General features: G+C 57.0%; 19 protein-coding genes and 1 tRNA gene. 12 read left to right on the top strand and 8 right to left on the bottom strand.

Features of this window, described 5'->3' with window-relative positions; genetic code table 11:
• Nucleotides 1-44 precede the first annotated feature (44 nt).
• Nucleotides 45-386, top strand: a complete 342-nt coding sequence (locus JNB71_RS24775; RefSeq protein ID WP_220370115.1) for a helix-turn-helix domain-containing protein — start codon at nt 45-47, stop codon at nt 384-386.
• Nucleotides 387-390: 4 nt separating this feature from the next.
• Entirely contained in the window at nt 391-1,410 is a 1,020-nt protein-coding gene (locus JNB71_RS01700; protein ID WP_220370114.1) for a hypothetical protein, read from the top strand.
• Nucleotides 1,411-1,827: 417 nt separating this feature from the next.
• On the opposite strand, the gene JNB71_RS01695 is transcribed toward JNB71_RS01700, so the two are convergent.
• The 5 genes from JNB71_RS01695 to JNB71_RS01675 form a co-directional block, all read right to left on the bottom strand.
• Entirely contained in the window at nt 1,828-2,139 is a 312-nt protein-coding gene (locus JNB71_RS01695; RefSeq protein WP_220370113.1) for a hypothetical protein, read from the bottom strand.
• A gap of 11 nt (nt 2,140-2,150) precedes the next feature.
• Nucleotides 2,151-2,504 (bottom strand): hypothetical protein, encoded by a 354-nt coding sequence (locus JNB71_RS01690; protein ID WP_220370112.1) that lies wholly within the window; start codon nt 2,502-2,504, stop codon nt 2,151-2,153.
• 97 nt (nt 2,505-2,601) lie between these two features.
• On the bottom strand, nt 2,602-2,928 hold the full coding sequence (locus JNB71_RS01685) for a hypothetical protein (protein WP_346657231.1): 327 nt from the start codon (nt 2,926-2,928) through the stop codon (nt 2,602-2,604).
• Nucleotides 2,929-3,690: 762 nt separating this feature from the next.
• Nucleotides 3,691-4,377, bottom strand: a complete 687-nt coding sequence (locus tag JNB71_RS01680; protein ID WP_220370110.1) for a hypothetical protein — start codon at nt 4,375-4,377, stop codon at nt 3,691-3,693.
• A 55-nt stretch (nt 4,378-4,432) separates the two neighbouring features.
• Nucleotides 4,433-5,206, bottom strand: coding sequence for a hypothetical protein (locus JNB71_RS01675; RefSeq protein ID WP_220370109.1), 774 nt, complete (start codon nt 5,204-5,206; stop codon nt 4,433-4,435).
• A gap of 179 nt (nt 5,207-5,385) precedes the next feature.
• On the opposite strand from JNB71_RS01675, the gene JNB71_RS01670 reads away from it, so the two are divergent.
• Complete coding sequence (locus JNB71_RS01670; RefSeq protein ID WP_220370108.1) at nt 5,386-6,153, top strand: hypothetical protein; 768 nt, start codon at nt 5,386-5,388, stop codon at nt 6,151-6,153.
• Between the two features lie 75 nt (nt 6,154-6,228).
• Nucleotides 6,229-6,792 carry a DUF5710 domain-containing protein gene (locus JNB71_RS01665; RefSeq protein WP_220370107.1) on the top strand — a complete coding sequence of 188 codons (564 nt, stop codon included), beginning with the start codon at nt 6,229-6,231 and terminating at the stop codon, nt 6,790-6,792.
• A 109-nt stretch (nt 6,793-6,901) separates the two neighbouring features.
• Here the strand turns inward: JNB71_RS01665 and JNB71_RS01660 are convergent, their stop codons facing one another.
• Nucleotides 6,902-8,656: a hypothetical protein gene (locus tag JNB71_RS01660; protein WP_220370106.1), complete on the bottom strand. Its 1,755-nt coding sequence runs from the start codon at nt 8,654-8,656 to the stop codon at nt 6,902-6,904.
• A 592-nt stretch (nt 8,657-9,248) separates the two neighbouring features.
• Nucleotides 9,249-9,324 (bottom strand) — tRNA-Lys (locus JNB71_RS01655).
• Nucleotides 9,325-9,520: 196 nt separating this feature from the next.
• On the opposite strand from JNB71_RS01655, the gene JNB71_RS01650 reads away from it, so the two are divergent.
• Entirely contained in the window at nt 9,521-10,270 is a 750-nt protein-coding gene (locus JNB71_RS01650) for a cytochrome c biogenesis CcdA family protein (RefSeq protein WP_220370105.1), read from the top strand.
• A 113-nt stretch (nt 10,271-10,383) separates the two neighbouring features.
• Here JNB71_RS01650 and JNB71_RS01645 read toward each other — a convergent pair whose 3' ends face one another.
• A complete protein-coding gene (locus JNB71_RS01645) occupies nt 10,384-11,586 on the bottom strand; it encodes a UbiH/UbiF family hydroxylase (RefSeq protein WP_220370104.1) in 1,203 nt (400 codons plus the stop codon).
• A gap of 279 nt (nt 11,587-11,865) precedes the next feature.
• On the opposite strand from JNB71_RS01645, the gene pcsA reads away from it, so the two are divergent.
• The 7 genes from pcsA (at nt 11,866) to ytfQ (ending at nt 19,452) form a co-directional block, all read left to right on the top strand.
• The gene (pcsA, locus tag JNB71_RS01640; RefSeq protein WP_220370103.1) at nt 11,866-12,591 is read left to right on the top strand and encodes a phosphatidylcholine synthase; all 726 of its coding nucleotides are present in this window, start codon (nt 11,866-11,868) and stop codon (nt 12,589-12,591) included.
• 9 nt (nt 12,592-12,600) lie between these two features.
• Nucleotides 12,601-13,578, top strand: coding sequence for a quinone oxidoreductase family protein (locus JNB71_RS01635; protein WP_220370102.1), 978 nt, complete (start codon nt 12,601-12,603; stop codon nt 13,576-13,578).
• Nucleotides 13,579-13,630: 52 nt separating this feature from the next.
• Nucleotides 13,631-15,205 carry an ABC transporter ATP-binding protein gene (locus JNB71_RS01630; protein ID WP_220370101.1) on the top strand — a complete coding sequence of 525 codons (1,575 nt, stop codon included), beginning with the start codon at nt 13,631-13,633 and terminating at the stop codon, nt 15,203-15,205.
• On the top strand, nt 15,195-16,289 hold the full coding sequence (locus JNB71_RS01625; RefSeq protein ID WP_220370100.1) for an ABC transporter permease: 1,095 nt from the start codon (nt 15,195-15,197) through the stop codon (nt 16,287-16,289). The genes JNB71_RS01630 and JNB71_RS01625 overlap by 11 nt, the downstream gene beginning before the upstream one ends.
• Nucleotides 16,289-17,209, top strand: coding sequence for an ABC transporter permease (locus tag JNB71_RS01620; protein WP_220370099.1), 921 nt, complete (start codon nt 16,289-16,291; stop codon nt 17,207-17,209). The genes JNB71_RS01625 and JNB71_RS01620 overlap by 1 nt, the downstream gene beginning before the upstream one ends.
• 41 nt (nt 17,210-17,250) lie before the next feature.
• On the top strand, nt 17,251-18,321 hold the full coding sequence (locus JNB71_RS01615; protein WP_220370098.1) for a BMP family ABC transporter substrate-binding protein: 1,071 nt from the start codon (nt 17,251-17,253) through the stop codon (nt 18,319-18,321).
• A gap of 168 nt (nt 18,322-18,489) precedes the next feature.
• Nucleotides 18,490-19,452, top strand: coding sequence for a galactofuranose ABC transporter, galactofuranose-binding protein YtfQ (gene ytfQ, locus JNB71_RS01610; RefSeq protein WP_220370097.1), 963 nt, complete (start codon nt 18,490-18,492; stop codon nt 19,450-19,452).
• Nucleotides 19,453-19,634 lie beyond the last annotated feature (182 nt).

Raw genomic sequence — 19,634 nt, 5'->3', positions numbered from 1 at the left:
GAAACGTATAGCTATGCAGACGCCAGCACGAAAAGGAGTTTGCCATGGCCCTAACCCGACACCACGATCAAACGGAAAAGCGCCCGAAGAAGACACGCGTTCGGCTCACGGGGGCCGAGACCGAGCGGAAACCAAAGGGGAAGCGGTGGCCGAAATATTTGCTCTTCACGGGACCAGGGAAATTCGCCCCGAGCGGAATCCATCTTAATACCCAACAGGCCGCCGACTATCTGAACTTGTCGGTGAAGACGTTGCAGAATTGGAGGGTTCAGAAACGCGGCCCCGCCTTTCGTAAGTACGAAAACGGTTCGGTGCGATACGACCTGAGAACTATCCAAAAATGGGCAGCAAGACAGAGCCGCACCAGCACGTCGGAGACGAAGTAAGGCCATGCCGGTTTATCTTACCTTCCCCGGCCTAGGCACGGCATGCATCGAGTTTGATCAGGTGAGGCTTGGATCGACGGTACCGCCGGTTCAACTTCGGGCAGCCCTGCCAATGTCAGAGTTGAACGCTGCGTTCTTCAAATTTGGCGTGCGGGCCAGCCCGCCCAATGGCAGCTACTGGTCAGAGATTAGGGCCACGTGTACGACAGGGGGCGGCGGTCTCGCCGCCCTTCTGCCGTATGCCGCATTACTGGGACGCCACGCTGCCACAGAGGTCGAAGTGGCAGTTGATTTCCCTTGCAGCTCAGCCAAAACAACAGCCGAGATGCTGCCCCGTGTCGTCGGGCAGCTTGACAAGCGCTATCACAGGCGAGGTCACCTGCGGGTGGTCGTTGACCCGGCGCAGATTACTGGCCCCCGTGGCTGCCTGCCATTGCCGACGTTCTACTTTGAAGACAGGTCGGCGAGAACCCGCCTCAAAGTGTATGGTCGTGAGCGGAAGTGTGCCGGTGGCGCCTTTAATGGCTACGCTGTTCGAGCCGAGTGGACCCTAAAAGGAGACGCGATCAAGGACCAACTGCGGCTTAGAGGGAAGCAGGTTCACGATTTACACGGTGCCGACTTGGCCGATTTCGTCCGGCGCAACCTTATCCAAGCCGAGATCGATCATTCCAAGCTGGGTCGCTTGTTCTTAGGGAAAGCGCAATTGCAGAGGCTTGGCTGCCAAAAAGCCGCCGGCCGGTTCGTGCCGGCTGGAATGACGGCTCAGGATTACTGGGCCATGCGAGCCGGAATGCTGTTCCTGCACGTTCGCGCGGCCCGTGATGTCGATCGGCTTGGCGGCGAGGAATGGGCGACCGAGGTCACCCAGAACAGCCCTGCCCAGGTTCGCGGCTATCTGAAAGAACTGCAACACCGTGAGGAAAAGCGACTGCAGCAATCAGGGCGCAAGGTTGGAAGAGCGCGCCGCCGTTTCAGCCGCCATCATCTGAAGCAGGTCGTTCGCAAGAAGCCGGGAAGCTAGCCTGCCCTATAATAGAGAGCCCCTATTTGCATAAACCCCAATTTAACACAGCCCATTCAACGACATAACAGCGAAAAATGCACACTACAACCTGAGCAGACAACCCACTGACTAGCCATTGATGAGGAAGCGATTGTTCTTCTGACAGGTATAACCCGACCATTGGACCCGGCTTTCGTAGTGGAGCCGGGTTCTTCGTCAAAACATGCAGATTGGGGCAATCGGCCTTGATCATCAGCACCGTCGTACTCTTTTCTACGCCGTTGAAAGGGGCTTGTGTGGCTGGGTCTGGCTATCTGTGCTCAGCGCGACATTTGACCGACAAGCGTGATCGATGTCTCGGGCGGCACTAGCGCCTAGCGAGCCAAAAAACGCGCTGGTGGCCTTATATGGCCGTGCCGTGCCACCACAGCGGCCTTACTGTGGATAGCCGTTCTTCAGATAAAATTCGAACGCGGTACAGAAAGTGTGTTGAATTCCGTTCTGGAGGACGTGGTCACGAATATGGCGGCCGCGCTTCGTTGCGCGGTTCATGACCTCCGCACGGGGAAGAGCGTACTCGATCATGGTACCTCCTACCGCCATCAAAATCGCGTCATCGGACACAGGCCGATCGCAAACGTCTCGATAGGTAGCCAGGACTGCCGCCATTTCAATCCAGAGCCCTTCCTTAGCGTTGGCTAATGAGGCGATCAGCATCTGAGCAAGGACGAGAAAGACACGAAGCATGTAAATCAAGCCTAACGGGATAGCAATTTCATGCAATCTGTGAAGACGAAATCCTGAAATTCATTCATTGCCCGTGACTGCATATCTTTTTCCTGATAGCGAGGATGTCTGAACACTTCGCTTACAATACTTCTATAGTATGTTCTGGCTGCGGGCGGCGCTTTGTACTTGGTTAGCATATTATTAGCAAGTGTTTGAGCTTCCTTGATCGACATGCCTGACTGCCTTCCCATCATAACAGCGTGAGCAAAGAAGGCTGCCGCGTCGCACTGATCCCTAACACCATCGGCTTTTGCAGTATTTTGTAGACCAAATTGGCAAAAGAACATAGATGCAACCACGGCGGATACGAAGAAGCGTCTCATAATGCGTTCTCCAAGCTATAAATGAATGCTTAAAAAGTCGGAATCGTAGAAGAAATCAATTTCAACGAAATTTCGTCGCTGTACTCAAGTGCACTTATCAAGATTTCTTGCCAGGCATTTTCGGTTGATACCCGTATTCAATCAACCTCTTACGCGCCCGAGCCAACTCATCCGACGTAAACAACCCATGCCATTTTGGATTTTCGGTCACCAGTGCTTCGACTGTCAGTTCGAGGTGCCCTCTTTCATATAAGTGCGTGTAGCCGTCTGATGGCTTCTGCGCGTTTATTAGCTGTTTGGCCGTTGCTAGCCCCTTTTTCACCGTCAACATCTGCAAAAATAGCGAGGCGTTATAATCCGCCTCCTGTTTCGCCCGACGATAAATGTCAAACATCGCGGCATCAAACTGTTCAAGTAAGCTCACGTTTCCGCCTTCTCTTATACTCATTCACGGCATGACGTGCCGTCAGTCGGGGGCTCTGGGCGCGAATTCGGGACACCCCTTCGGCTAATGCCAGCGGTGTGAAACTTCGTTAGCTGGATAGTTCCCTACGAGGCCGTCAAGTCGCTTGCGCCGAGTGACCGCGCCGCAGGATTCTAGCTGCCTGCATTCGCCATTAACCAGCTGCTGAGTTCGCTTTCCGTAGATCGCGAACGCCAGCTCACAATCAGACAATCCGGGGCGGCGTTCGATTATGAAACTGATGGTTTGACCGAGAGATTGCATTGGCACCTCCATATAACCGGGCTCAAACATTGGGATCATAATTCCCCGGACTGTCAATATTAGAAAACCGCTACCGCGATGCAAGCAGGCGAGGCAGGCCACAGCGACAAATTGACCGACAAGCATCTGACCGCCTGCCCGGTATCATGAGGCCTTGCAGAGCCATGAAACGTGCCAGCGGCCATATATGGCCGTCCATTGTGCCCGTCTGGCGACCGTGCCCCGCAGTGAACGGAGGGGCGGTCCCGATTCGGGCCTGGGAGGGGGAGGCGCGACTCGGTTGGGCCGCTTGGAAATCGCGCCAGATTTTTTAGGCACTTCTTGATGTCGCAACGCCCAACCGCCATCCCGCTTCCACGCGGTGGGCCGTAGCGACAAACTGGCGACCCCGCCGCGCCGCAGCGATAACCACTGCCGCGGTGTGGGCACGCCCTCAAGCCAGAAGGCCAACTCGTCAGTCTAGCGGGGAGCTTGGATCGCGACGCCTGCGATCTCAGATATCTCGGGAGCACCGGGAAGATGCCCGACGTATTCCATGATAATGGAAGCTATTGCCTGTTTTATGTAAACGAACAGCGAGTGCATCTGATCGTGCGAGAGCCGGATGGTTTTGTCTGCCTGAAACAATTGGCTCATCACCTTAAGCTTCCCGTACTCCTTTGCAGACATTATCCCCTTGTTGTGAATAATGGCATTTCGGACGATGCGAAGATCACCAAACGCATCCACTACTACTTTCTGAACTTCAACTTCCCTGATCCTGGCGATTTTCGGCCGAACTTCCTCATTCCAAAACGCGAACATGAAAACGATGATGGCCCAGCATGTCTGCTGATGATTGAAGCCCTTTTCGGAGTTCGCCGACATGTATTGATCGGTTGACGTGACGCTTATGTGGATGACTTTCGGGGAATTATGATCCTCAAAGCTCGTGTGCATCATTACTTCTTGGCCATCTTCTATCTGCTTACCGGTTCGGTGAAGCACCCTTGCAACCTGACGCTCAATCCTGATCTTGTTGCCGTCGTAGCTACTTACGCTGTCGGTGTAGACGCCGATTTGTCTGTTGATGAAATCGATAAAGTCGCGAAGAACCGGGAGTTCCGCAACAGCCTTGTTGTAATCAAACGGGCTTAATTGGCTCATGGCATCCGTGGGCTAATCCCGTGCAAGATCGATAGACACACGGTCTGGTTGGAAATTAGTTTGCGTCGTAATCAAACTTTTGAAAGCGATCCTGTTCGTTCTTTAGAACGGACCAATTGAATTCGTACAACTCGTCTTCCGCCCAATCGTCGGGAAACTTGATACGGAAGAGGCCGCCAAGCGCTGGCTCCAAATCATGGTAATCATCACCGCCAGCGCTTATGAGGTCCGCTCCCGATGAAAAGTCCTCTGTGATGAACTGGGACGACAATACCACTAACAAGCCAGCAACGGCTGAGATTAGCATTTCCAAGTTCGCTGATTTGAATGCTTCCTGCCTGTCGTGTTTGCTGGAATTGTATGCCTGATACCATGGCAGACCCTTAGCCTCCTGCTTCCATCCTTCAAAGGGCTTCCAAAATTTCTTGGGGCCATGCCAAATTGGTAACAGCACTTGATAAGAAGAAAGGTGATGTGTAACGTCAACCTTCTGATAGACCTTTATATTAAAGAATGGTTTTCCATATTTAATCTCTGGTGTATATGTATTGGCGTTTAGGATTGCTTTAAGGTTTGCCTCAACCTCAATGCAGGTACGCATCAATAATTCATGAATTCGATATGAATAAGAGCCTTTGCTTTCATCGCTTGGCTCCACATACTCAAATATACGCTGCAAGTCGGATTGAATGATGTTGAATGCCCTTATGTAATGGAGGGGGGAACTAGCGTATTCCTTGTCGCGCACGTAGGCCCGCTGGCTGTAGCCGGAATTGGGGCTCGGCTTCATTCCACGGAAAGTCCTGTAAAATGGCTTCGGATGTGGCATTGTTTCTCCGTCGTTGTCGCTCGACTTTATGGATGCGTATAGTTCTAACACACGCTCCGTCGTAGTCAGCCTTTGCGGCTTCTCTCCGGCAACAAAGCGGTCCTTTAATTGCGCCGAAAACTCCTTGACAGCTGACAGTCCCCTTACTGCTGTGGCTCACACGCAACTAGGAATCCGAAATGCGGGATCGCAACGAAGAAGCAAAACCCATGTATGCTACCTTGGATGAGTACGCGGCCCTTCGGACACAGGAGCTTTCCGAAATGCTGCGACCATACATAAACGTCACCGACCAGTATGGCGCGTTGATCTGCCGCATTACGCTGATGTTAGGAAAGACTCCCCCTCGCTCGAAACGGGATGCCGCCTTGCGGGACCTGATGGCTGATGTGTTCGATTTTCTCTACGAAGCACGACCATTGATCGTAAAAGGCAAGCTGGAAATAGCGTATCCGCTCGCGCGACGCGCCTACGAGTCGTTGTCGCTCATGGTGGCCTGCTTCTTGGACCCTCAAATTGCCGATATGTGGAGCGCAGGAAAGCAAATCGGCAATGCCGAAGTTCGCCGCGTGCTGGGTAAGCATCCGATGGGCGAATCCGAGGAGAAAATGCGGGATCTATACAAATTTTTCAGCATGGCCGCACATCCAAACCGCTCTCATGTGGCTCATCGCTTTCTCGGAGAAGGTAATGAATTCGTACTAGGCGCTGTGGGGCGTCCAAGTCTAGCGCTCCTCGCTGATTACGCTCTGAAGACCCTAAATCTCTGGAATTGGTTCGGGGTATTCGTCAGTTTCGTCTATTTGGATGTACTCGAAAAGAACGATCCAGAGATCATGAAGAACTATGAAAGTGCGAAGAAAATGGCTCAGGATGTAGCTTCTTGGCTGTCCGAACAATTCAACCGCGTGCTGCTCCAAGAGCAAGCGGAGTACCGCAACGCTTGAAGAACTGTCCCAAAAGGTAGCAAAGATCGTGGAGGGATCCAACAGCAGCCACCAGCCGAAGACCAGGAGGTAACGTTGACAAATTGGCAGACTGGCGAAGACGGTAATGTTTTTGAGATGATCAAGTCCAATGGCGGCCCCGGCCTTTGGATTCGACGCCTCACTTGGGGCAAAACCTGCGCGCGGATAGTTGCAGCGGGTGAGTTCACGGGCGCCGCCCCCTACTTTGGGAATCCGTCGGTTCTAATGGATGTTTTCACGCTCGATGGGGAACTCATGGATGAACTCGCGCCAGTGCCAGCGCCCGGGACGTTTAAGACGTGGCGTCGGTGGCCGGAGCCGGCATGGGCTGGAAAAATAGCGCTGCGATCGTTGGACGATCCACGGATTGCCGAAGCGCTTTATAGGCTCGACAAAAAGCGCCAAAAACTTCCAGGAATGCAGCATGCTCCCAAGGCTACCGATCAGGACCGGCTGTATTTGACCGTACCGTTTGCCCGAAAGGATGAGGCGAAGCTGCTAGGTGCTCGGTGGGCACCTCAACAAAGGTCCTGGTGGCTATCCAGTGAAAACGGCGCGGCCGTTGAACGGGCGAGGCAGCTTGGCTTTCTTACGAAAGCACAGGATTCAGATAGTTGACACGGGTTGGCGGAAGCCGCTGCAAGGAACCGCATGAATGATAAAAATGCGGCTCACAGAGTTGGGGTGGATGCTGGGCGTCAACCTTTAAGCATTTCTGTGACGGTTATCACGACGCCCTCCACACAAACTTACTCGCGTCGGAGGGCGGATCGGCGCCAATTTCCCCAAGCGATTTGATGTACGAATTGAAAGCCATCTTACTAAAGCTGAACGCATCTCGATAGTTGTCGAACGTAAAGGGCTTGCTACACAGCTCCACAGTTAAAGAGAAAACCTGATCAAAGTATTCGTGCGCGCTTATAATTAGATTCTCGGTCAATTGATCCTTTTGCGCGCTATGGACTATCGAATTACGCGCTCTATAAATTCGATGTAGTTGCTGCTCAGCCTTCTCAAGGTGACACTTTATTTGTATTTCAGCAGATTTTCCGCTTTTGTACTTCCGGTTCAGATCGAAAATTCTGAATTTTAACAGAGGGAAATCATGCATCTCGGCCAAAAGGGAGGTGCAGAGCGCATCATAAGCAGGATCGCAGATTAGCAAAAACGTTTTTTCGATTATTCCTTCGCCGCGCTCAATCCCTTTCATGGCCTCTCTAAATTTCTTTTTATCCCATCGCTTGATGTCCCTCGCTGCATTTAGGAATGTCCGCGAGATGTACTGAAGACCGATGATGGGAAGCAATCCTTCGCAGACGCTTCCAACTATGCTTTTCCCTTTAAGACTTGGCGCGATCGTTTCGAGGGACGTCCAAAGATTGATCAGTTGGTTTTCAGGGATAGGAGAGCTCAGGCTCATTCCATGGAAGTCAACGACGCGAAAAAACTTTTCACTGTCTTCTCCACGTGGAAGCCTTAGGGTTTTAATCATGGTCTCTAGCTTTCGGGCAGCTAGAGTACGGGGGTTGTCTGAGATCAATTGCATCAGGTTTTGATCAGAGCGCACCAGTACTGATGTGCCAGGTTCACCGGTCTTTGCAATCAATATGCATGGGCCAATTTCGTTTGACCCCTTATGATAAAAGAGCCCTAGTAGATCATGTATACGGACTACATTACGCTTCAAAAGCTTTGCAGCCGACTGGTAATCAGGCGACCCTACCTGGGTGAGAAAAAGAAGATGCTTCCCTTCGCTTTCAGTAACAAACTCTGGCGGGGCTACAAAATCGTCCGGTATCTGCTCAACAATTTCACTGCGGAAAAGCTTCAATACATCTGTGTTGAGTTCCACGATCCCTGCCTGGATGGGGATCAACGCAGAAAATGTAGGAATACCGCTTTCAAAAGCCCGGACAGATTCTAAAAATTTCTCGATACGGCGTCCCGCTTCCGGTTTCGCTTCGTTGAAGAATATTCTACATGATTCCTGATATATGTAATCTTGACTGACTCCAAGATTAATCAACGCGCAGGTTATTTCTGACGCAAGAAAATCAATCTTTGTCTTTTCTGCGTTTCCAGCAGATAAAGTAATGCTAGAGGCTTCCTTTAAGTACCTAATTGGAGTGAGTTGCTTAGAGAACACGCGAATCGAATCTTCGATTTTAGAAATATTGCTCAAATCATGATCAAAATAGAAATTAAGAGGTACATCTATTATTTTCTGAACTATGATGTTTTGGTGGCTTTTTCTTTTGAGTTCATCTAAGACGCGTTCCACTCCGGAGATATGGAGGCCAAATTGTCGGTGATCATCGATTACCGACAAGCACTCATACGCTAGGAAAGGCACCGTCGTAGTTGATACCCTGTAGCTCTCTTTCGTGTAAAGATACGAGAGCTCCGCTACTCGTTGGGCAAAAAGTAACTCTCCCTCGTTTTCGGGCAAGAGAAGATCTTCAGGCACTTCGAATTTACGCAAAAGTCTTTCCTTTGGGACGGGCTCTCATTTCTTGCCTGATTCCTAGCAAGATTCCTTTGCTGTGTTCAATGCCCGGTTTAGCCACAAAATGATGATTTCACCGATAGTTTGACGCCTGACAGCCACACGTTTCCGGGCTGAGTTGGATTTTGCACTGATAGGCAACAGACCCCATCGCCAGGGCATCAACGACCTGATTCTCGTGAGATGATGGGGCTGCTTGAACTGACGCTTCAGCCCAAGCCGCAACCAGATGGTTGCAGGGCGGAAGGCGCGGCAAGGTGTACCCTGATTTCATCTTTGCGGATTCACCGAAAGAAAACCTATCCAGAATGATCGGCGTGAGACCTAAGGGCGACCAATTGTGACAACCTTGATACAGCCTACAAGCGGGTACTGCTCAACGTCATCACCGACGGATGTCAATGGGACGCAACGGTACCCACTGGGACACTCAACCTCATCAAGAACAGCGGTGAAACCGTGGAATGTGTGCTGATAGTGACCGGCAGTTCCCGGTCATCAAGTTGCCATTTGGTTGCCAGGGCAGGATGGAATATTTTCTGGAATGCCGATATGTATTTGATTTCGTTGGTGAGCGCGCAGGGATTCGAACCCTGGACCTACTGATTAAAAGTCAGTTGCTCTACCGGCTGAGCTACGCGCTCCCTCAAAACCGGGGCGTTGCGTGCCCGGCGGAAGTGGGCGGACATATGCACAGCGGGCTTGTTTTGGTCAACCCAAAAAAACGGACGAAACTGCAAATTCGATGATTTGCATGGAGATCGCCAAAAGGTGATTGGTTTGGAGGGGCCATCGGCGCTAAGACGGCGCGAGCGTGTTGCAGGCTGGAGTTCTTAACGGGTGTCGATCGCTGATATTTCCATCTGGACCGCCATCGTGGCGGGCGCGCTGTCGTTTCTTTCGCCTTGTGTATTGCCGTTGGTGCCGCCCTATCTCTGTTACATGGCGGGCATTTCGGTCGATCAGTTTCGCGGTGGTAAAAGTGAGGCCGCCGTGGCCGGCACGCGGCGCGCGGTGTTCGGTGCGGCGTTCTTCTTCACGCTGGGCTTTGCCACCGTCTTCGTGGCGCTCGGGGCAGGAGCCTCCACCATCGGCCTCGTCCTGCGCCAGCACATCGATATCCTGTCGCGCGTCGGCGGTCTCGTCATCATCGTCATGGGACTGCATTTCCTCGGCGTCCTGCGCATCGGGCTGCTTGGCCGGGAAGCCCGCTTCCAGGGTGGCGGCAAGCCGGCAACGCTGTCAGGCGCCTATATCATGGGGCTTGCCTTCGCCTTCGGCTGGACACCCTGCATCGGTCCCGTGCTCGGCACGATCCTCGGGGTCGCCGCCGCACGCGACACCGTCGGCGATGGCGCGATCCTGTTGGCGGTCTATTCGCTCGGGCTGGCCGTCCCCTTCTGGATCGCCGCGGGCTTTTCCGGCGCCTTCATGCGGTTCCTGTCGCGTTTCCGCCGCCATCTCGGCCTGGTGGAAAAGCTGATGGGCGTTTTCCTGATCCTTGCGGGCCTTGCTTTCGTCTTCGGCTTCATCAGCTCCATGGCGATCTGGTTCCAGGAGACCTTTCCGGTACTGATGCAAATCGGCTAAGCAGACTTCGTCGGCAAGCCAACGAAAGTCTGTTTAGCTTTCCTTGTTTTGTCGCAGGTTTTGATCGGCAAACCGTGGAACACTTTTCCGAAACCTGCTTTGGCCAGATCGGTTCAGGCGCGCTGCCAGCCGATCTTTTCCTGCAAAGAGCTACGCAGCTTTTGCAGCGCGCTGCCGGGGTTCAGCCCCTCGTGCATCATGAGATTGCGCAGCAGCGGGACGCTGGCGAGAGCCTGCAGTCCTGCGGCGCGCAGCAACTGCACCGGCAGCAGCCCGGACAGCAGCGAACGGTTGAGCAGATCGACACTGAAGGTACGGGTCAGGACATCGGTCCGCCGCCTGCGGTCGTAGCGTGCACCAAAGTCGGCGGGGATGACCGGAAGATCGGAAAGCAGTGCGCTCGCCGCCATGATGTCGCGAAGACTGAGGTTGAGCCCCTGCGCGCCGATCGGCGGGAAGGCGTGCGCTGCCTCCCCGATCAGGATCGTTCGCTCCTTGCCGACAGCCCTGGCGGCCATGCCGGAGAGCGCAAAGGACTGGGCCGTGCCTTCGACAGTCACTTTTCCAAGAAGCGACTGCATCCGCCGCTCCACTGCAAGCGACAGTTCCTCGGCCGAAAGTGCCAGCGTCGCCGCGGCGGCGTCCGGCTTTTGCACCCAGACGAGGCTGGAGCGCGAGCCGGGGAGCGGGACCTGGGTGAACGGACCGTCCGGCGTGTGGAACTCGGTCGAGATGTTCTGATGCGGCAGCTGGTGGGCGAAATTGAGCACCACCGCGGTTTGGGGATAGGACCAGCTGTGCACATCTATGCCGGCGGCCGCGCGCACTGCGGATCTACGCCCGTCGGCACCCACGACCAGGTCGGCGGTGACGATACGGCCGTCATCCAGCGTCAGGGTCGGCCTGGAGCCGGTTTCAATCCGCGACAGGCTCGCGATGATCCGCACGAGCGACGGGCGCGTTCCAGCCTCCTTCTCCAGGAGCGCGAGGAAGGGCGCGTTGGGAATATTGTAGCCAAAGGCGTCGAGCCCTACTTCGGCCGCATGAAAGGTCACGGTCGGTGCCCGCAGCAGCCGGTCGGTCCCGTCGATGATGCGCATGGTGGCAAGCGGAGCCGCCAGGGGTTCGATCCTCTCCCAGAGCCCCAGTCGCCGCACGAGATCGAGCGAGTGATCCATCAGCGCCGTCGTGCGCCCATCGGGGCGTCCGGGCGCCGGCGCGATCAGCGCGACGCTTCGGCCCGAATCGGCTAGCGCGAGGGCGGCGAGCGACCCGGCAAGCCCGGCTCCGACGATCGCGATTTCGAAATGATCCATGGCGTGCGCTTCCTGCCTGTGCTTGCCGATATTGTCCCGATCTTAGCCGCCACCGCTCCCGATTGAAATGGGGTGAAGTGGCGCAGGCTGCCGCAGATGCGTCCACAGCTGAATCCGATGGTTTTTCAAGGGTCGGTGATTTTTGCTGGCAGCCAAACTGAAACGGTGCATATTACCGCCAACACCGCACGACAATGCGGGCAAGGAAGCGTGAGCTCTCGGCGCGGCCGGTCCGGAGCGCTTCGGGCAAGTGCAGAGTAAGGACGGGTGCGGCTGCTGATGAAGTTTTTCAATTACAAGCGCGTGCCCTACGCCGAAATCCGTGCCTTTTCCGTTCATATCCTTACGGCCTCCGGTTCGTTCCTCGCCTTTCTCGGCGTGGTTGCGGCAGCTGAACACCGCTTCGTCGACATGTTCTGGTGGCTGGGCCTTGCGCTGGCCGTCGACGGCATAGACGGGCCGATCGCCCGCAAGGTGCGCGTCAAGGAAGTCCTGCCGAACTGGTCGGGCGATACGCTCGACAACGTCATCGACTATGTAACCTACGTTCTCCTGCCGGCCTTTGCGCTCTATCAGAGCGGCATGATCGGCGAACCCTGGTCGTTCGTTGCTGCCGGCGCAATCGTGATGTCGAGCGCGATCTACTATGCCGACATGGGCATGAAGACGGACGAATATTTCTTCTCCGGCTTTCCTGTCGTCTGGAACATGGTGGTGTTCACGCTGTTCGTCATCGACGCCAGCGAGATTGCCGCTTCGGTCGTCGTGTTCGTGTCCGTCTTCCTGACCTTCATGCCGATCAACTTCCTTCATCCGGTACGGGTCAAGCGGTTGCGATCGCTCAATCTCGCCGTTTTTGCCATCTGGTCCGCGCTTGGCATTTATGCGCTGCTGTTGCATTTCAATACGCCCGGCTGGGTCGTCGCCGGCGTTGTCGGCACCGGGCTCTATCTCTACATCATCGGTTTCGTCTTGCAGCTATTTCCCCGTCTCGGGCGGGGGTGAGGAGGTTACATGGCACAGGCCATCGTCGTGCGCGCGCTTGGCGGGCCGGAGGTACTGAAAATCGAGGGAATCACGCTGTCGCCGCCAGGCCCGGGTGAAGTCCAGATTCGTCAGGTCGCCATCGGTGTGAACTTCATCGACGTCTACTTCCGCACCGGTCTCTACAAATCCGCCGAAGGCCTTCCCTTCATCCCGGGCAAGGAGGGCGCGGGTATCGTGACGGCGGTGGGCGATAACGTCAGCACCTTTGCCGTCGGCGACCGCGTCGCCTATGCCTCCTCCGACGGCGCCTATAGCAGCGAGCGCAACGTCGAGGTTTCGCAACTGGTGAAAGTGCCCGACGACATCACGCTGGAGACGGCGGCGGCGATGATGCTGAAGGGCATGACGGCGCAATACCTGCTCAACCAGACCTTCAAGGTCGGTCCGGAAACGACCCTGCTGTTCCACGCCGCCGCCGGCGGTGTCGGCCTGATCGCCGGACAATGGGCGAAGGCGCTCGGTGCGACCGTCATCGGCACGGCCGGTTCGCAAGACAAGATCGATCTGGCGCTTGCCCATGGCTATGACCATGTCATCAACTACCGTACAGATAATTTCGTCACGCGGGTCAAGGAGATCACCAACGGCAAGGGCGTCGACGTCGTTTATGATTCCGTTGGTCGCGATACCTTCCCGGCCTCGCTCGATTGCATCAGACCGCGTGGCCTGTGGGTCAGCTTCGGCAATTCCTCCGGGCCGGTCGAGGGCGTCAATATCGGCATTCTCGCACAAAAGGGATCGCTGTTCGCAACGCGACCGACCCTGTTCAGCTACGTTTCGACGCGCCCCGCTCTGGAGGCGTGTGCAAACTCGCTGTTTGATGTTGTGCAAAGCAACAAAGTGCGTATCAATATCAATCAGACCTATGCGCTCGCCGACGCAAGCAAGGCGCACGCGGATCTCGAAGCAAGAAAAACGAGTGGAACAACATTGCTGATTCCTTGAAAAAGGCCGAAAAGGCAGACAAGGCAGCAGGATAAGAAAATATGAGGGCGGCGTGTCGGCTGAGGGACAACCCGCCACCGGTCCATTGCTGACCGTTGGCCAACTGACGAAACTGTTCGGCACATTCGCTGCCTGCAACGGCATCGATCTCGAGATCAGACCGGGTGAAATTCACGCTCTTCTCGGGGAGAACGGTGCCGGCAAATCGACTCTCGTCAAGATGCTGTTCGGTGTTCTGGCGCCCACCAGCGGCGACATCGTCTGGCAGGGGCAAACCGTCCGGATAGCCAGCCCGAGTGCCGCACGCAAGCTCGGCATCGGCATGGTGTTCCAGCATTTTTCCTTGTTCGAGGCGCTGACGGTTGCCGAAAACATCGCGTTGTCGATGGCGCCCGGCATCTCGCTGAACCGCATCGCGGAGGAGGCGTCGGCGCTGTCGCGCAGCTACGGCCTGCCGCTCGATCCGAAGGCGCATGTGGCGGATCTTTCGGTCGGCGAGCGTCAGCGCATCGAGATCGTCCGCGCGCTGCTGCAGAACCCGAAGCTGATCATCCTCGACGAGCCGACCTCGGTGTTGACGCCGCAGGAAGCCGACCGGCTGTTCGAGACGCTGAACAAGCTGAAGGCCGAAGGCCGATCAGTCCTCTATATCAGCCATCGGCTGGAGGAGGTTCAACGCATCTGCGACCGTGCAACGGTGTTGCGGCACGGCAAGGTCACCGGCGCTTGCGATCCGCGCCGGGAAACGCCGTCTTCGCTGGCGCGCATGATGGTGGGCAGCGATGTCGCGCATGTGAGCGCGGAGGGGACGAGCACCAGGGGCGCCGTGAAGCTTGAGGCACGGCATCTATCGGCTCCCGCGAGGACACCGTTCGCGGTTGCGCTGAAAAACATCTGCCTCAAGGTCCATGCCGGCGAAGTGCTGGCCATCGCCGGCGTTGCAGGGAACGGGCAGGGGGAATTGTTCGACGCCCTGTCGGGTGAATATCCGGCCGCGATCGATGATGTCGTTCGCATCGCCGATAAACCTGTCGGAACACGCGGCATCAATGCGCGCCGGCTGATGGGCGCGGGTTTCGTGCCGGAAGAGCGCCATGGCCATGCGGCCGTGTCGGCCCTCTCGCTGTCCGATAATCTCATCCTCGCGCGCAGCCAGTCTGATCGCCGTGCCTTCCTCGGCGGTGGCGTGCTTGGCCTCATTCGCCAGGACGCGGTCAAGAGCGCAACCAGGCGTATCGCGCAAGCCATGGACGTGCGCAAGAGCGGCGACAATCCCCCCGCCGGCTCGCTGTCCGGCGGCAATCTGCAGAAATTCATCGTCGGCCGCGAACTCGACCGGCAGCCGACGGTGCTCGTCGTCAACCAGCCGACCTGGGGTGTCGATGCGGGCGCCGCCAGCCGGATCCGCCAGGCGCTGGTCGATCTCGCCAAATCCGGCTCGGCCGTACTCGTCATCAGCCAGGATCTGGACGAAATCTTCGAAGTTGCGACGGAGATCGCCGTGATCAGCGAAGGCAGGCTTTCGGACATCTATCCGGCTGCCGAGCTCTCGCGTGAAAAGATCGGCCTGCTGATGGGCGGCATGCATGGCAAGACCGAGACCGCGGAGACGGCACATGCGCATTGAACTGGAAAGACGCCCCGAAGTCTCCAGGCTTTTCTCGCTCCTGTCGCCCGTCATCGCTCTGGCGCTGATGATGATCTTCGGCGGCATCATGTTCCTGCTGCTTGGCAAGAACCCGATCACGGCCCTCTACAGTTTCTTCATCGAACCGCTGATGGAGGTGTGGTCGCTGCATGAACTGGCCATCAAGGCGGCCCCCTTGATCCTGATCGGAGTCGGGTTGTCGGTCTGCTACCGGTCGAACAATTGGAACATCGGTGCGGAAGGGCAGTTCATTGCGGGCGCTATCGCCGGCTCCATCCTGCCGGTGGTCTTCCATGAATGGCATTCGCCGCTGGTGCTGCCGCTGATGCTTCTCCTCGGCATGCTGGGCGGCGCGCTGTTTGCGGGTATTCCGGCCTTCCTCAAGGCGCATCTCAATACCAACGAAATCCTGACCAGCCTGATGCTCGTCTATGTCGCGCAGCTGTTCCTGGATTGGCTGGTACGCGGTTACTGGCGCAATCCGGGCGGCCTGAATTTTCCGGAGACCCGGACTTTCGATCCTGTTGCCGTCCTGCCCGAGATGATCGCCTCCGGACGAACCCATTGGGGCTTCGGTTTCGCCATCCTCGCCGCCGTCGCCATCTGGTTCATGATGCGCTACACGCTGAAGGGGTTCGAAATCACCGTGCTCGGCCAATCCGAGCGGGCAGGGCGATTTGCGGGGTTCTCGACGCGCAAGATGATCTGGTTTTCGATGCTGCTGTCGGGGGCGCTCGCCGGCCTTGCCGGCATCGCGGAGGTCAGTGGCGCGATCCAGCAATTGCGGCCGGTCATTTCGCCCGGCTACGGCTTCACCGCCATCATCGTCGCCTTCCTCGGACGGCTGAACCCGCTCGGCATCATCGTGGCCGGTCTCGTGCTGGCGCTGACGTACCTCGGCGGCGAGGCGGCGCAATTGTCCCTCGGTGTCTCCGACAAGGTGACACGCGTCTTCCAGGGGCTTCTGCTGTTCTTCGTGCTCTCCTGCGACACGCTCATCCGCTACAAGATCAAGCTCGTCTGGTCGAACCTGACGGGAACGGCCACGGAAGGAGCCCACTGATGGGTATTTTCGAGGCCATCCTCCTGACGGTCATTACCGCAGCGACGCCGCTGGTTCTGGCGGCCGTCGGCGAACTCGTGACGGAGCGTGCCGGCGTCCTCAATCTCGGCGTCGAGGGCATGATGGTCATGGGGGCGGCTTGCGCCTTCATCGCCACGCAGGTGACGGGATCGCCCTATCTCGGCATCCTCGCCGGCATCGCATCCGGAGCCTTGTTCTCACTGCTGTTCGGCTTTCTGACCCTGACGCTTGTCGCCAATCAGGTGGCCACCGGTCTCGCGCTGACCATCCTCGGCCTCGGCGTATCCGGCATGATCGGCGAGGCCTATGTCGGCCAGTCGGGCATCAAGCTGCCGCAGATCGTCTTTCCGGTCCTGTCGGACATCCCGTTCCTCGGCCCTCTCGTGTTCAAGCAGGACCTCATCTTCTATCTCTCGATTGCCGTCGTCGTGGGCGTGAATTGGTTTCTGTTCAGGAGCCGGGCGGGACTGAAGCTGCGCTCCGTCGGCGATAGCCACGCCTCGGCCCATGCCCTCGGCATCAATGTCATCCGCATGCGCTACCTTGCCGTGATGTTCGGCGGCGCCTGCGCCGGGCTCGCGGGAGCCCAGCTGTCGCTGGTCTACACGCCACAATGGGTGGAAAACATGTCGGCCGGGCGCGGCTGGATCGCACTGGCGCTGGTCGTCTTTGCCTCCTGGCGGCCGTGGCGGGTGGTCGCCGGCGGCTATCTTTTCGGCGCCGTGTCGATCAGCCAGTTGCACGCCCAGGCGTTTGGCATCGGGGTGCCCTCGCAGTTTCTTTCTGCTCTTCCCTATCTGGCGACGATTGTCGTACTAATCCTCATTTCGCACAATCGACGCACGACGTTGATCAACACGCCGGCATCACTCGGCAAGCCGTTTGTGCCGGACCGATAACAAGAACAACGACCGAAACTCTAAAACCTACAGGGGTCACAATGAAAAAAATCCTCTTTGCACTCGCAACCACGGCAGCCGTTATCGGCTTCTCCGCCGCGGCCAGCGCCGCCGACAAGGCAAAGGTCTGCTTCGTCTATGTCGGTTCCAAGACCGATGGCGGTTGGACGCAGGCCCACGACCTCGGCCGTCAGGAACTCGAAAAGGCGCTTGGTGACAAGGTCGAGACGCAGTTCCTCGAAAACGTTCCGGAAGGCCCGGACGCCGAACGCGCCATCGAGCGCCTGGCCCGTTCCGGCTGCGGCCTGATCTTCACAACGTCCTTCGGCTTCATGGATGCGACCGTCAAGATTGCCGCGAAGTTCCCGGACGTGAAGTTCGAGCATGCGACCGGCTACAAGACGGCTCCCAACCTTGCGACCTACAACAGCCGCTTCTATGAGGGCCGCTACATCCAGGGCCAGATCGCGGCCAAGATCTCGCAGAAGGGTGTCGCCGGCTACATCGCGTCCTTCCCCATTCCGGAAGTGGTGATGGGCATCAATTCCTTCGTCATCGGCGCTCGCACCATCAACCCCGACTTCAAGATCAAGGTCGTCTGGGCAAATACCTGGTTCGACCCCGGCAAGGAGGCCGACGCCGCCAAGGCGCTGATCGACCAGGGCGTCGACGTGCTGACGCAGCATACCGACACCACGGCGCCGATGCAGGTTGCTGCCGAGCGCGGCATCAAGGCCTTCGGCCAGGCCTCCGACATGGTCAAGGCAGGTCCGAAGACGCAGCTGACGGCAATCGTCGATACCTGGGGCGCCTATTACATCAAGCGCACGCAGGCATTCATCGACGGCAAGTGGGAATCCACGTCGAGCTGGGACGGCCTGAAGGACGGCATCCTGACGATGGCGCCCTACACCAACATGCCGGACGACGTGAAGGCGCTGGCCGAGGCAACGGAAGCCAAGATCCGCTCTGGCGAGTTGAAGCCCTTCACCGGCCCGCTGAAGAAGCAGGACGGTTCCGAATGGCTGAAGGCGGGCGAGACGGCTGATGACGGCACGCTGCTCGGCATGAACTTCTACGTCGAGGGCGTCGACGACAAGCTGCCGCAATAAATCCGGCATCATTTTGTGTGCAATCAGGGAGGGTGGCCGCAAGGCCGCCCTCTTTCGATTCCGGCTTTGGAAAAATTGCAAAAACGGCGCCAAACCCTGTTTACATAAATCATATAGTATGATTTTTTATCCTCGCTGCTGAGGAGCAGCTTTCTTTGGGAGGAAATCATGAAATTCAAGAATGCCCTTAGCTGTGCGACGATTCTGGCGGCCTGCATGTTCGGTTCGGCTTCCGCAGCCGATCTGACGATCGGTTTTTCGCAGATCGGGTCCGAATCCGGCTGGCGTGCCGCCGAAACCACGCTGACCAAGCAGCAGGCGGAAAAGCGCGGCATCGACCTGAAATTCGCCGACGCGCAGCAGAAGCAGGAAAACCAGATCAAGGCACTGCGCTCCTTCATCGCCCAAGGCGTGGATGCCATCCTGATCGCCCCGGTTGTGGCAACCGGCTGGGATGAAGTGCTGACGGAAGCCAAAGATGCCGAAATCCCGGTTATCCTGCTCGACCGTACAGTCGATTCGAAGGACGATCTCTACCTGACCGCAGTGACCTCCGACCTCGTTCATGAAGGCAATGTTGCCGGCAAATGGCTGGTCGACACCACCGCTGGCAAGCCATGCAATGTCGTCGAGCTTCAGGGCACTACCGGTTCATCCCCGGCAATCGACCGCAAGAGGGGTTTCGAGGAAGCGCTGAAGGGCCACGACAACCTGAAGATCATCCGCAGCCAGACCGGTGACTTTACCCGTACCAAGGGCAAGGAAGTCATGGAAAGCTTCCTGAAGGCGGAAGACGGCGGCAAGAACATCTGCGCGCTTTACGCCCATAACGACGACATGGCCGTCGGCGCGATCCAGGCGATCAAGGAAGCCGGCCTGAAGCCGGGCAAGGACATCCTCGTCGTATCGATCGACGCTGTTCCGGATATCTTCCAGGCGATGGCGGCCGGTGAGGCAAATGCGACCGTCGAACTGACGCCGAACATGGCAGGCCCGGCGCTCGACGCACTCGAAGCCTTTCTGAAGGACGGCACGAAGCCAGCCAAGTGGATCCAGACGGAATCGAAGCTCTATACCCAGGCCGACGATCCGCAAAAGGTCTACGAGGAAAAGAAGGGCCTCGGCTACTGATTGGCTGCCGGCATTGCTGGACGCTGACGCTTCCCGCCTGCGGGCAGGAAGCGCCAGCCGCAAAGCGATGCCGGCATGATCGCCTCAAGGCTGCTGGCTTGCCGCCAGTCCGACAGGCTTCGGATGTCCACTGCCGATGCCATTGCCTGCGGCAGCCCGTACTTTACGGGTGACCTACGTTT

This window comes from Rhizobium herbae, assembly GCF_019511375.1.
Lineage (GTDB): Bacteria > Pseudomonadota > Alphaproteobacteria > Rhizobiales > Rhizobiaceae > Pararhizobium > Pararhizobium herbae_A.
Note: the sequence above shows the minus strand (reverse complement) of the source record. Positions and strands in the feature narration are given on the sequence as shown.

Bases quoted from the DNA above. Each gene is read 5' to 3' on its own strand.
- JNB71_RS01680 (WP_220370110.1), bottom strand. From the start codon at position 4,377: ATGAGCCAATTAAGCCCGTTTGATTACAACAAGGCTGTTGCGGAACTC.
- JNB71_RS01670 (WP_220370108.1), top strand. From the start codon at position 5,386: ATGCGGGATCGCAACGAAGAAGCAAAACCCATGTATGCTACCTTGGAT.
- ytfQ (WP_220370097.1), top strand. From the start codon at position 18,490: ATGAAATTCAAGAATGCCCTTAGCTGTGCGACGATTCTGGCGGCCTGC.
- JNB71_RS01635 (WP_220370102.1), top strand. From the start codon at position 12,601: ATGGCACAGGCCATCGTCGTGCGCGCGCTTGGCGGGCCGGAGGTACTG.
- JNB71_RS01620 (WP_220370099.1), top strand. From the start codon at position 16,289: ATGGGTATTTTCGAGGCCATCCTCCTGACGGTCATTACCGCAGCGACG.
- JNB71_RS01675 (WP_220370109.1), bottom strand. From the start codon at position 5,206: ATGCCACATCCGAAGCCATTTTACAGGACTTTCCGTGGAATGAAGCCG.
- JNB71_RS01700 (WP_220370114.1), top strand. From the start codon at position 391: ATGCCGGTTTATCTTACCTTCCCCGGCCTAGGCACGGCATGCATCGAG.
- JNB71_RS01690 (WP_220370112.1), bottom strand. From the start codon at position 2,504: ATGAGACGCTTCTTCGTATCCGCCGTGGTTGCATCTATGTTCTTTTGC.
- pcsA (WP_220370103.1), top strand. From the start codon at position 11,866: ATGAAGTTTTTCAATTACAAGCGCGTGCCCTACGCCGAAATCCGTGCC.
- JNB71_RS01615 (WP_220370098.1), top strand. From the start codon at position 17,251: ATGAAAAAAATCCTCTTTGCACTCGCAACCACGGCAGCCGTTATCGGC.
- JNB71_RS01625 (WP_220370100.1), top strand. From the start codon at position 15,195: ATGCGCATTGAACTGGAAAGACGCCCCGAAGTCTCCAGGCTTTTCTCG.
- JNB71_RS01695 (WP_220370113.1), bottom strand. From the start codon at position 2,139: ATGCTTCGTGTCTTTCTCGTCCTTGCTCAGATGCTGATCGCCTCATTA.
- JNB71_RS01645 (WP_220370104.1), bottom strand. From the start codon at position 11,586: ATGGATCATTTCGAAATCGCGATCGTCGGAGCCGGGCTTGCCGGGTCG.
- JNB71_RS24775 (WP_220370115.1), top strand. From the start codon at position 45: ATGGCCCTAACCCGACACCACGATCAAACGGAAAAGCGCCCGAAGAAG.